Annotated in this window: 11 protein-coding genes; 8 read left to right on the top strand and 3 right to left on the bottom strand. The window is 62.3% G+C overall.

Annotated features, from left to right (window positions below):
* Positions 1-168: 168 nt before the first annotated feature.
* Positions 169-1,266 carry a porin OmpC gene (ompC, locus tag ACJ8KE_RS10815; RefSeq protein ID WP_004939326.1) on the bottom strand — a complete coding sequence of 366 codons (1,098 nt, stop codon included), beginning with the start codon at positions 1,264-1,266 and terminating at the stop codon, positions 169-171.
* Between the two features lie 241 nt (positions 1,267-1,507).
* Here ompC and ACJ8KE_RS10810 point away from each other — a divergent pair, with 241 nt between their 5' ends.
* The 4 genes from ACJ8KE_RS10810 to dinG all read left to right on the top strand — a co-directional run bounded on the left by ACJ8KE_RS10810 (position 1,508) and on the right by dinG (position 5,268).
* Positions 1,508-2,164 carry a glutathione S-transferase family protein gene (locus ACJ8KE_RS10810; RefSeq protein WP_033640943.1) on the top strand — a complete coding sequence of 219 codons (657 nt, stop codon included), beginning with the start codon at positions 1,508-1,510 and terminating at the stop codon, positions 2,162-2,164.
* Between the two features lie 124 nt (positions 2,165-2,288).
* Positions 2,289-2,621, top strand: a complete 333-nt coding sequence (locus ACJ8KE_RS10805; protein WP_016928541.1) for a carboxymuconolactone decarboxylase family protein — start codon at positions 2,289-2,291, stop codon at positions 2,619-2,621.
* A complete protein-coding gene (locus ACJ8KE_RS10800; protein ID WP_016928540.1) occupies positions 2,611-3,003 on the top strand; it encodes a tautomerase family protein in 393 nt (130 codons plus the stop codon). The genes ACJ8KE_RS10805 and ACJ8KE_RS10800 overlap by 11 nt, the downstream gene beginning before the upstream one ends.
* A 66-nt stretch (positions 3,004-3,069) precedes the next feature.
* On the top strand, positions 3,070-5,268 hold the full coding sequence (gene dinG, locus ACJ8KE_RS10795) for an ATP-dependent DNA helicase DinG (protein WP_033642371.1): 2,199 nt from the start codon (positions 3,070-3,072) through the stop codon (positions 5,266-5,268).
* Here the strand turns inward: dinG and ACJ8KE_RS10790 are convergent, their stop codons facing one another.
* The gene (locus ACJ8KE_RS10790; protein ID WP_261419818.1) at positions 5,269-5,703 is read right to left on the bottom strand and encodes an Lrp/AsnC family transcriptional regulator; all 435 of its coding nucleotides are present in this window, start codon (positions 5,701-5,703) and stop codon (positions 5,269-5,271) included.
* Between the two features lie 136 nt (positions 5,704-5,839).
* On the opposite strand from ACJ8KE_RS10790, the gene ACJ8KE_RS10785 reads away from it, so the two are divergent.
* A complete protein-coding gene (locus ACJ8KE_RS10785) occupies positions 5,840-6,748 on the top strand; it encodes a DMT family transporter (protein WP_116403696.1) in 909 nt (302 codons plus the stop codon).
* A 3-nt stretch (positions 6,749-6,751) separates the two neighbouring features.
* Here ACJ8KE_RS10785 and prpR read toward each other — a convergent pair whose 3' ends face one another.
* Positions 6,752-8,338: a propionate catabolism operon regulatory protein PrpR gene (prpR, locus tag ACJ8KE_RS10780; RefSeq protein ID WP_079449505.1), complete on the bottom strand. Its 1,587-nt coding sequence runs from the start codon at positions 8,336-8,338 to the stop codon at positions 6,752-6,754.
* Between the two features lie 245 nt (positions 8,339-8,583).
* On the opposite strand from prpR, the gene prpB reads away from it, so the two are divergent.
* From prpB to ACJ8KE_RS10765, 3 genes are read left to right on the top strand one after another with little or no spacing between them, the layout of a single operon-like run.
* On the top strand, positions 8,584-9,474 hold the full coding sequence (gene prpB, locus ACJ8KE_RS10775; protein ID WP_016928535.1) for a methylisocitrate lyase: 891 nt from the start codon (positions 8,584-8,586) through the stop codon (positions 9,472-9,474).
* Positions 9,475-9,507: 33 nt separating this feature from the next.
* Positions 9,508-10,671, top strand: coding sequence for a bifunctional 2-methylcitrate synthase/citrate synthase (prpC, locus tag ACJ8KE_RS10770; RefSeq protein ID WP_016928534.1), 1,164 nt, complete (start codon positions 9,508-9,510; stop codon positions 10,669-10,671).
* Positions 10,672-10,721: 50 nt separating this feature from the next.
* A complete protein-coding gene (locus ACJ8KE_RS10765; RefSeq protein ID WP_115436699.1) occupies positions 10,722-12,173 on the top strand; it encodes a bifunctional 2-methylcitrate dehydratase/aconitate hydratase in 1,452 nt (483 codons plus the stop codon).
* Positions 12,174-12,175: the final 2 nt, after the last annotated feature.

Raw genomic sequence — 12,175 nt, 5'->3', positions numbered from 1 at the left:
CTCGGGGGAAAGCTATACATGTAGACCCGTTTGTTTTGCAAGGCAAGCGGGGGGATTCGCTGGCGGGGAAAATAAAAACAAAAAAGCCGGACGCAGCCGCCCGGCGAAATAAAACTCTGGGTATCAAGTGATGCTAAAGTTTGCAGTGGTGGTTATTCATTCATCACATCAGAACTGGTAGGTCAGGGCGACAACAACGACGTCGTCGTTTTTCAGACCCAGTTTGTTGTCGTCATCAAGCTGGTTGATTTTATATTCGACATAAGTGGACATGTTTTTGTTGAAGTAATAGGTCGCCGCTACGTCGAAATATTTCACCAGATCGACGTCGCCGATGCCTTCAATATCTTTGCCTTTCTGCTGAACGTAACCCAGCGATGGGCGCAGACCGAAGTCGAACTGATATTGCGCGACCAATTCAATCCCTTCCGCTTTATTGGCGAAGCCACTAACGGAGGTCGAGTTATTATTGATGGTGGCGGTGCCGGAAATAGGCGCGATATTGCGGCTCTGCGAATAAGTCGCGGCCAGGTAGACATTGTTGTTGTCGTATTTCAGACCGCCTGCCCAGATATCGGCCTTGTCGCCTTTACCGAAGGTGCCCGCCTTTTGCGTGGCGGTGCGGTTGGAAGAGGCATAGGCGGCGCCCACGCTCAGGCCGTCGATGATTTCATAGCTGGAGGAGAGACCCCAGCCGTCGCCGTTCGCCTTGCTGGCGGAGCGGCCGTCGTTTTCGTTTTTGCCCTGGTACTGCACGGCAAATTTCAGGCCGTCAACCAGACCGAAGAAGTTGTTATTACGGTAGGTGGCGACGCCATTGGTACGGCCGTTCATAAAGTTGTCGGTCTTGATATAAGCATCATCGCCGAATTCAGGGATCATATCCGTCCAGGCGCCAACGTCGTAAATGATGCCGTAGTTGCGACCGTAGTCGAAGGAGCCGAGATCCTTATATTTCAGACCGGCGAAGCCCAGACGCGTTTTGGTGTCTTTGGTGCCGTCGGATTCAGAATGGTTGGCGGCGATCTGATATTCCCACTGGCCATAGCCGGTCAGCATATCGTTAATCTGAGTCGCGCCTTTAAAGCCGATACGGACGTAGGTTTTATCACCATCGTTGCCGGCATCATCAGAGAAATAATGCAGGGCTTTCACACGACCGTAAAAATCGAGTTTGTTGCCGTCTTTATTGTAGATTTCTGCTGCCTGTGCCGCTTGCGCAAGTAAAAGTGCCGGAATAATAACGGCCAGAAGATTACGTTTCATGGGTTACCCTGCTTTATTCGATTGAAAGACGCTTATCATCAGTTGCATTGCTGTTTTACTGTGCCGCCTGATTGTTGGCGGCGGAGAATTTTTACCGTAGTAATGTGATCTATTTATGACAAAAAATTCATTTTCATGTCGAACGATTAAAAAAGTCGCGCAAAGGGTGAATTTTTTCTTCAGCCGATGGTCGGCGGCTGGTCTACAGTTACCGATACCTTGTTCCGCTGCGGGAGGAATCATGCACGATACTTATACTTTGTTCGGTACGCAGGGCTGCGGCTCGACCATCGTGGCCGCCGCGTTGGCGTTGACCGCTTTCCCCTGGGGCTATGAGGAGGTGGATTACACGCAGGACGGCCCGGAGCGCGATCGCCTGCTGGCGCTGAACCCGCTGGGTCAGGTGCCCACCTTAGTGCTGCCCAATGACGAAGTGATGACGGAGAGCGCGGCGATTATCCTGCTGCTGCACGATCGCGCACCGCATGCCGAACTGGCGCCGCCCGGCGGTTCGCCGCTATTGCCGCGTTTTCTGCGCTGGCTGCTGTTCATCAACGCGGAGATTTACCCCACCTTCACCTATGCCGACCATCCGCAGCGCTGGCAGCCGCAGGCGGCAGGGGCGGAACAGCTGAAAAACGCGGTAATGGATTATCGCGAGCGTTTATTGCGGCAGTTGAACGCCGCCGCAGGAGCGTCTGGCCCGTGGTTTCTCGGCAAGAGCTTCAGCGCGCTGGATCTGTACCTGGCGGTAATGTGCAACTGGCGGCCGGGCCGCGCGTGGTTCCGGCAACACTGCCCGCGACTGTACGCCATTGCCGAACGGGTGGAACAGCGGCCGGAGCTGAATGCGCTGCTGAGCGCCCATTTCGACGGCGTTGCCCCGCTGGAACCGTGACATCGCCCCGCCGCCCGGCGGGGAACCCTCCCGTTTTTCTGAACTGAGACTGCCGAAAATCCCGATTTTCACTCGCCTCGCTGGCGGGTAGCGTAAGGCTATCCGCAACTGACAGGAGAGTGTGATGCCATCAAAATCCCAGGCCGGGCAACAGGCGTTCGGCGATATCGCCCCCAAGCTGGCGCAGCTCAGCGACAGCGTCTTGTTTGACGATGTCTGGCAGCGGCCGGCGCTGAACCCGCGCGAACGCAGCCTGATCACCGTCGCCGCGCTGGTGGCGCTTAACCGCGTGGAACAACTGCCGTTTCACCTGCAACTGGCTCAGCGCAACGGCGTGGCGCATCAGCAGCTGGCTGAGCTCATCACCCACCTGGCGTTCTACGCCGGCTGGCCCGCGGCGGCGTCGGCCGTGGCGCGCCTGCGCGAGCTGGAACCGGAGGCGCCCCATGCCGTTTAGCCGCATCGCCCTGCATCAGGGCAAGTCCGCCGACTATCTGCAAACCTTGTCCGACAGCCTGCATCAGGCGCTGGTGGAGGCCTTCGAGGTGCCGCCGACGGACAGGTTTCAGGTGATCGATCAATACCGCCCCGGCGAGCTTATCTACGATCGCGACTATCTCGGCGGGCCGCGCAGCGCGGATTTCGTGCTGTTTTACATCACCGCCGGGCGGCCGCGCGACAGCGACACCAAGCGGCGTTTCTACCGACGGCTGGCGGCGCTGCTGGCGGAAAAGCTGCGGCTGAACCCCGAGGATGTGATGGTGGTGATCGCCACCACCCAGTTGGACGAGTGGTCGTTCGGCGGCGGGCGCGCCTCAATGATCGATCCGCAGGCGTAACTCGGGCTGACGTCGCCGGCGGTCTGTGGGACAATAGCGCCATCATTTCGTTTAGATAAGAGTTGAATGGCGCTCTCCTCCGCAGTTAAAGATCAGATTGGCCAGTGGTACAAAGCCCTGCAGCAGCAAATACCGGATTTTATTTCCCGCGCGCCCCAGCGCCAGATGATCGCCGAAGTGGCGAAGACGCTGGCCGGCGACTACCCGCGCCATCTGGCGATCGAGGCGCCGACCGGCGTCGGCAAAACGCTGTCTTACCTGATCCCGGGCATCGCCGTCGGGCGGGCGGAGAGCAAGCCGCTGGTGGTGAGCACCGCCAACGTGGCGCTGCAGGACCAGATCTACAGCAAAGATTTGCCGCTGCTGAAGAAGATTATCCCCGATCTGAAATTTACCGGCGCCTTTGGCCGCGGGCGTTACGTCTGCCCGCGCAACCTGGCGGCGATGAGCACCGACGTTAGCCAACAGGGCGATCTGACGCTGTTCCTCGACGACGAACTGGCGCCGTCCAGCGGCGAAGAGCAGGCGCTGTGCCAGAAACTGACCAAGGCGTTGGCCCGCTTCGAGTGGGACGGACTGCGCGACCACTATCAGCAGAGCATCGACGATCCGCTGTGGGCCAAGCTGAGCACCGACAAGGCCAACTGCCTGGGGCGCAACTGCCATTACATCCGTGAATGCCCGTTTTATATCGCCCGCAAAGAGATCGAGAGCGCCGACGTTGTGGTGGCCAACCACGCGCTGGTGATGGCGGCGCTGGAGACGGAATCGGTGCTGCCGAACCCGAAAGAATTGCTGCTGGTGCTGGACGAAGGCCACCATTTGCCGGAGGTGGCGCGCGATGCGCTGGAGATCGACGGGGAAATCACCGCGCTGTCGACCAACCTGCAGCTGGACATGATCGTCCGCCAGGTCGAGCAGTGCATGACGCAGTACCGGCCGAAGAATCCGCCGGGGCTGGCCAACAGCGAACGGCTGAAGAACCATTGCGAGGAGCTGCGTGAGCTGGTGCAGATCTTCGAGCATCAGGTCAGCGCCTATCTGCCCGGCGACAGCGTGGCGGCCGAGCACCGTTTTGAAATGGGCGAGCTGCCCGCGGAGATGGTGGAGAGCTGCGCGCGGCTGTTTAAACTGACCGATGCGCTGCGCGGGCTGGCGGAGTTCGTGCTTAACGATCTTACCGAGCAGACCGGCAAGCACGACATCATGCGTCTGCACCGCTCGATCATTCAGATGAGCCGCACGCTGGGCTATCTGGAGGCGATGAGCAAGCTGTGGCGGCTGGCGGCGCTCGACAAGTCGTCCAACGCGCCGATCTCCAAATGGGTCACGCGCGAACTGCGCGATAACGTCACCCATCTGTATTTGCACTGCGTCGGCATTCGCGTCAGCGATCAGCTGGAAAAGCTGCTGTGGCGCAAGGTGCCGCACGTGGTGGTCACCTCGGCCACGCTGCGTTCACTGAACAGCTTCGCGCGTTTGCAGGAGATGAGCGGGCTGAGCGAGAAGGCCGGCGACCGCTTCGAAACGCTCTCTTCGCCGTTCAATCACGTCGAACAGGGCAAGATTGTCATTCCGCAGATGCGCTATGAACCGGCGCTCGCCAACGAGGCGGAGCACCTCGAGGAAATGGCGCGGTTTTTCCGCGCCGAGCAGGCGAGCGGCAAGCACAAAGGCATGCTGATCCTGTTCAGCAGCCACCGGGCGATGCAGACTTTCCTCAGCTACGTGACCGATCTGCGGCTGATGCTGCTGGTGCAGGGCGACCAGCCGCGCTACCGGCTGGTGGAAGAGCACCGCAAGCGGGTGGAGAAGGGCGTCGCCAGCGTGCTGGTGGGGCTGCAATCGTTCGCCGAAGGGCTGGATCTGAAAGGCGAACTGCTGACCCAGGTGCATATTCACAAAATCGCGTTTCCGCCGATCGACAGCCCGGTGATCATCACCGAAGGCGAGTGGCTGAAATCGCTGAAGCGCTATCCGTTCGAAGTGCAGAGCCTGCCGAGCGCCTCGTTCAACCTGATCCAGCAGGTCGGCCGTCTGATCCGCAGCAACCAATGCTACGGCGAGATCGTGATCTACGATCGCCGGTTGCTGACCAAAAATTACGGTTCGCGGCTGTTGGCGTCGCTGCCGGTGTTTCCGATCGAGCAGCGCGCGGTGCCGGAGGCCGACAAGGCGCATCTGGCGGCGCTGAAATCCGCCGCCGATGCGGCCAAAAAAGAGAAGAAGCGCGGCAACCCGTTCGCCCGCAAGCGGCGGCGTTAATCAGAGCAGCGGCGGCAGGCGGCGCTTGACCGGCGTGGTTTTCACGATCGAGGTGTTGCTCTGCGCATGCTCGGCCAGCCGATCGAGAGTGTGGTCGAGCTGCGCCATCGAGTGCGCCACCAGCCGCACGATAAAGCAGTCTTCGCCGGTCACCTTATCGCATTCGACCACTTCCGGGATCGCCTGAATCAGCTGCTCGACCTTCTTCAGCATGCCCGGCAGCGGCTTGATGCGCACCAGCGACTCGAAGGTGTAGCCCACCGCCTGCAGATTGACGTTCAGGGTATAGCCCTGGATCACGCCGCTTTCTTCCAGCCGCCGCAGTCTTTCCGACGTGCTTGGCGACGACAGCCCCACCTGCGCGCTCAGCGTCTTCAACGACGCGCGCGCATCTTCCGCCAGAATGGTCAGGATTTGGCGATCGATATCATCCATAACGCCTCCGTTAGGTGTTTTATTTATTATAGCTGCGATAAAAAGGCAGTTAAGCATATTTGCCTTTTTTATGCTATGGAAAGCCGCCCTGCGAAGCCGCAAGCTATGTCTCTGGGCAAGCTTCGAGGAACGCAGAATGAATGCAGAGATAAAACGCGGATCGCTGGAGATGGCGGCGGCGATGTTGATTTCCGGCTCTATCGGCTGGTTTGTGTTGATGTCCGGCCAGCCGGTTATCAACGTGGTGTTTTGGCGCTGCGCGGTAGGCGCGCTGGTGCTGCTGGCGGTGTGCGGCGTATTGGGGCTGCTGCGACGCGATGCGCTGACGCGCGCCACGCTGCTGCTGGCGATCGCCGGCGGCGTCGCGCTGGTGATCAACTGGCTGCTGCTGTTCGCCGCCTATTCCTATGCGTCCATCTCCATCGCCACCGCGGTGTACAACACCCAGCCGTTTATGCTGGTGGGGCTGGGGGCGCTGTTTCTGGGGGAACGGCTGACCGCCCGCAAGCTGCTGTGGCTGGGGCTGGCGTTCGGCGGCATGATGCTGGTGGTGCTGGCGCAGCCGCGGCTGGCGGGGGAGCAGAGCCATTATCTGGCCGGCATCGCGCTGGCGCTCGGCGCGGCGTTTTTCTACGCCCTGATGGCGCTGGCGGCCAAGCGGCTGAAGGGCACGCCGCCGCATCTTATTGCGCTGATCCAGGTGACGGTGGGGGCGGTGATGCTGCTGCCGCTGGTGGATTTTCATGCGTCGGCCAGCGTTGGCCAGTGGGGGATGCTGGCGACGCTCGGCGTGTTGCATACTGGCCTGATGTACGTGCTGATGTACGGCGCGTTGCAGAGGCTGCCGACCCACCTGATCGGCTCGCTGTCATTCATCTATCCGATCGCCGCCATGCTGGTGGATCGCCTGGCGTTTGGCCACCGGCTGTCTGCGTGGCAGCTGCTGGGCGCGGCGATCATCCTGCTGGCGGCGGCGGGCATGAACCTGCTGGGCGATCGGCGAGCGCGGCTGCTGCCGGCCTCGGACGGCCGGCGCGCCGGCTGATGCTCAGTTCGGTTTTTTCAGCCGACGCCATAAAGTGGTGCGGCTGATCCCGAGCAACCGGGCGGCGGCGGCGTGCTCGCCCCCGCACCGCGCCAGGGCTTCGTGGGCGGAGACGGGCGCCGCCGGCGTCTCGGGCGGCGAGACCGCCGCCAGCTCCGGCAGCAGCCACTGCAGCGTTTCGCCGCTCGGCGCAGCGCCGGTGCTCAGCATCAGCGCCACCCGTTCCATCATGTTGCGCAGTTCGCGCAAGTTGCCGGGCCAGGCGTAATGACTGAGCGCGGTGTAACACCCGGCCAGGGCGGTGCGCAGCGGCTCCGTCAGCGGCACGTCGAGCGCCGCCAGCGACTGTTTCAGAAAGTGTTCCGCCAGCATCGCAATATCGTCGCCGCGCGCCCGCAACGGCGGCAGCTGCAGCCGTAGGGCGCTCAGGCGGTAGAACAGATCGGCGCGAAAATCGCCCTGTTGAATCGCCTGCTCCAGGCGGGTGTGGGTGGCGCTGATAACGCGAAAATCGACCTTTACCGGCTGTTGCCCGCCCACCCGGGTGATGGTTTTTTCTTCCAGCGCCCGCAGCAGCCGGGTTTGCAGGTGCAGCGGCATTTCGCCGATCTCATCCAGAAACAGCGTGCCGCCGTTGGCGGTTTCCAACAGCCCGCGTCGGCCGCCGCGCCGTGAGCCGGTAAAGGCGCCTTCCTCATAGCCGAACAGTTCCGCCTCCAGCAGCGATTCGGCGATGGCGCCGCAGTTGATGGCGACGAACGGCGGCGTCGCGCCGCGCCGGGAAAAGTATTCGCGGTGGATCGCCTGCGCCGCCAGCTCTTTGCCGGTGCCGGTTTCGCCTTCGATCAACACCGCCGCCGGCGATCGGGCGTACAGCATGATGGTGCGTCGCGTCTGTTCCATCTGCGGGGAATCGCCCTGTAAATCGCTCAGCCCATAGCGCGGCTGCAGGGTATTGCGTGCGGCGTAGTCGCCGCCGCGTTTGGCGCCGCCCAGCATCAGGCGCGTCACGTCCAGCGCGTCGCTGAAGGCGGCGCGCAGGGTGGCGGCGGAATAGAGAAAAATGGCGGTGAGCCCGGCCTCTTCCGCCAGATCGCTGATGAGGCCGGCGCCGACCACCGCCTGAATGCCGGCGGCTTTCAGCTCGGCGATCTGGCCGCGCGCGTCCTCTTCGGTGACGTAGCTGCGCTGCTCCAGCGGCAGATCGAAGGTTTGCTGGAACTCCAGCAGCGCGGGCAGGGGCGTTTTGTAGGTGATGACGCCGATCCGATCGGCGGTTCTGCGCGCCTTGCTCAGCGCCTGCAGCAGATCGAAGCCGCCGGGTTTGACCAAAATGACCGGCACCGACAGGCGACTTTTCAGGTAGGCGCCGTTGGAGCCGGCGGCGATGATGGCGTCGCAAGGCTCGGTCGCCAGGCGAGCGCGGATATGCTGCACCGCCTCCTCAAAGCCGAGGCGGATCGGGGTGATGATCGCCAGATGGTCGAACTCGAGGCTGATATCCCGGAACAGATCGAACAGGCGGGTGATGGAGACGGTCCAGATCACCGGTTTGTCTGGCGTGCGGGACGGCGTGATGTGATCGCTCATGGTGGGTTACCGAATGAAAGTGGCTGCATTAGGTGTAGCCTTGTTTCAGTCATGTTTCAAATATGCCGATTGAAACCGCGATTGAAACGTTAACTGAAACGTTTTTTATCGCTTGGTCTGCCCAATGGCGACGCGAATTTTATAACTCACTTATTTTTATCGCTTTTAATTTTTTTCCTCGCCAAAGTGCAACCTGGCCCGCCCCTTGCTCTGTCTGTTCCATCTAGCTAATCGGAGAGAACGTCATGACGCTGCGCTCACCCGGGCTCGCCTTTCGTCAGGCCCTGAGTAAAGAGAAACCCCTGCAAATCGCCGGCGCGATCAACGCCAACCATGCCCTGCTGGCCCAGCGGGCGGGGTTCCAGGCCATCTATCTTTCCGGCGGCGGCGTGGCGGCCGGTTCGCTGGGGCTGCCGGACCTGGGCATTTCAACGCTGGACGATGTGTTGACCGATATTCGCCGCATCACCGACGTCTGCCCGCTGCCGCTGCTGGTGGATGTCGACAGCGGTTTCGGCGCATCGGCGTTCAACGTCGCCCGCACGGTGCGCTCGGTGAGCAAGGCCGGGGCGGCGGCGCTGCATATCGAAGATCAGGTTGGCGCCAAGCGCTGCGGCCATCGGCCCAATAAGGCCATCGTTTCCACCGAAGAGATGGTGGATCGCATCAAGGCGGCGGTGGATGCGCGCAGCGATCCGGACTTCGTGATCATGGCGCGCACTGACGCGCTGGCGGTGGAGGGGCTGGAGGCGGCCATCGAGCGCGCTCAGGCTTACGTGGCGGCCGGAGCCGACATGCTGTTCCCGGAAGCGATCACCGAACTGGGCATGTACCGCCGTTTCGCCGAAGCGACGCAGGTGCCGATCCTCGCCAACATCACTGAATTCGGCGCGACGCCGCTGTTCACCACCGACGAGCTGCGCAGCGCTCGGGTGGATATGGCGCTATATCCGCTGTCGGCCTTTCGGGCGATGAACCGGGCGGCGGAGCGGGTGTACCGCGCCCTGCGCGAGGAGGGCACGCAGAAAAGCGTCATCGACACCATGCAGACCCGCAACGAGCTGTACGAAAGCATCAACTACTATTTGTTCGAAGAGAAACTCGACGCTTTGTTCGCTCGCCAGCGCGACGAATAAGCGCCATTCACGCAGAAGCCAAATGAGGACAGTATGAGCCAAGCGATCCCCCCGCAAAGCCCGACTGGCGTTAAGCCGAAAAAATCCGTGGCGTTATCCGGCGTGCCCGCCGGGAATACCGCGCTGTGTTCCGTAGGGCGCAGCGGCAACGATCTGCACTACCGCGGTTACGACATTCTCGATCTCGCGCGCCACTGCGAGTTTGAAGAGGTCGCCCATCTGCTGATCCACGGCAAGTTGCCCAACCGCGACGAGCTGCAGGCCTATAAACACCGTCTCAAAGCGCTGCGCGGCCTGCCCGCCAGCGTGCGCACGGTGCTGGAGGCGCTGCCGGCGGCGTCTCACCCGATGGACGTGATGCGCACCGGCGTTTCGGCCCTCGGCTGCACGCTGCCGGAAAAAGAGCAGCACGGCGCGGCCGGCGCGCGCGACATCGCCGATCGGCTGCTGGCGTCGTTGGGATCGATGCTGCTCTATTGGTATCACTACAGCCACAACGGCGAGCGCATTCAGCCTGAGACCGACGACGATTCCATCGGCGGCCACTTCCTGCACCTGCTGCACGGTGCAGCGCCTTCTGCCAGCTGGGAACAGGCCATGCATGCGTCGCTGATCCTGTACGCCGAGCATGAGTTCAACGCCTCGACCTTCGCCGGCCGGGTGATCGCCGGCACCGGATCCGACGTCTATTCGGCGATCGTCGGCGCCATTGGCGCGCTGCGCGGGCCAAAGCACGGCGGCGCCAACGAGGTGTCGCTGGAGATCCAGCAACGCTATGAAACGCCGGACGAAGCGGAAGCCGACATTCGCCGCCGCATCGATAACAAAGAGGTGGTGATCGGCTTCGGGCACCCGGTGTACACCGTCTCCGATCCGCGCCATCAGGTGATCAAAGAGATCGCGCTGCGCCTGTCGCAGGACGCGGGCGCGATGAAGCTGTATGACATCGCCGACCGGCTGGAAAGCGTGATGCGCGACACCAAAAACATGTTCCCCAACCTCGACTGGTTCTCGGCGGTGTCTTACCACCAGCTGGGGGTGCCCACCGAAATGTTCACGCCGCTGTTCGTCATGGCGCGGGTGAGCGGCTGGTCGGCGCACATCATCGAGCAACGGCAGGACAACAAAATCATTCGCCCGTCCGCCAACTATACCGGGCCGGAAGCGCGGGCGTTCGTGCCGCTGGATCAGCGCTGAGCGCCGATCGTTATCGTGTCGTTTTCACTATGGAGCCTTTGGGAATCATGATGCTTGAGTCTGCCAACACCGGCCGTCCGCCGTTCGATCGCGAAATGGTCGATATCGTCGATTATGTAATGAAAGAGGCCGTCGATACCCCGGCGGCGTACCGCACCGCTCACTATTGCCTGCTCGATACCCTCGGCTGCGGGCTGGAGGCGCTGAGCTACCCCGCCTGCAAGAAACTGATGGGGCCGGTGGTGCCGGGCGCCGAGGTGCTGAACGGCAGCCGGGTGCCGGGCACCCGTTTCCAGCTGGATCCGGTGCAGGCGGCGTTCAATATCGGCGCCATGATCCGCTGGCTCGACTTCAACGACACCTGGCTGGCGGCGGAGTGGGGCCACCCGTCGGACAACCTGGGCGGGATCCTGGCGGTGGCCGACTGGCTCTCGCGCCAGGCGGTGGCGGCGGGCAAAGCGCCGCTGACCATGCGGCAGGTGCTGATCGCCATGATCAAGGCGCATGAGATCCAAGGCTGCCTGGCGCTGGAAAACGCCTTCAACCGGGTGGGGCTGGATCACGTGCTGCTGGTGAAGGTGGCGTCCACCGCAGTGGTGGCGCAGTTGCTCGGCCTGAGCCGTGAGGCGATCCTGAACGCGGTGTCGCTGGCGTGGGTGGACGGGCAATCGCTGCGTACTTATCGCCATGCGCCGAACGCCGGCACCCGCAAATCCTGGGCGGCGGGGGATGCGACCGCCCGCGCGGTGCGGCTGGCGCTGATGGCCGCCACCGGCGAGATGGGCTATCCCTCGGCGCTGACGGCGCCGACCTGGGGATTCTACGACGTCTCGTTCGACGGCAAACCTTTCCGCTTCCAGCGGCCGTACGGCGCGTACGTGATGGAGAACGTGCTGTTTAAAATTTCGTTCCCGGCGGAGTTCCATGCCCAGACCGCCGTGGAGGCGGCCATGACGCTGCACCGCCAGATGCAGGCCGCCGGCAAAACCGCCGCCGATATCGCCAGGGTGAGCATCCGCACCCATGAGGCCTGCCTGCGCATTATCGACAAGCAGGGACCGCTGGATAACCCGGCGGATCGCGATCACTGCATTCAGTATATGGTGGCGATCCCGCTGCTGTTCGGGCGGCTGACGGCGGCCGATTACGAGGATCGGGTGGCCGAGGATCCGCGCATCGACGCATTGCGCGGCAAGATCCTCTGCCATGAAGATCCCGCCTTCACGCGCGATTATCACGATCCGGAAAAACGCTCGATCGCCAATGCGCTGACGGTGGAGTTCGCCGACGGCAGCCGTCTGGATGAGGTGGTGGTGGAGTACCCTATCGGCCATGCGCGGCGGCGTGAAGCGGGCATCCCGCTGCTGATCGAGAAGTTCAAAACCAACCTGGCGCGCCAGTTCCCGGCCCTGCAGCAGCAGCGCATTCTCGAGGTGTCGCTGGACCGGCAGCGGCTGGCGCAGATGCCGGTCAACGAGTATCTCGATTTGTGGGTGATCTGACG

The organism is Serratia sp. CY56464, from assembly GCF_052168435.1.
In the GTDB taxonomy this organism is placed as follows: domain Bacteria; phylum Pseudomonadota; class Gammaproteobacteria; order Enterobacterales; family Enterobacteriaceae; genus Serratia; species Serratia marcescens.
The sequence above is the reverse complement of the archived record's forward strand: the minus strand, read 5'-3'. Positions and strand labels throughout refer to the sequence as shown.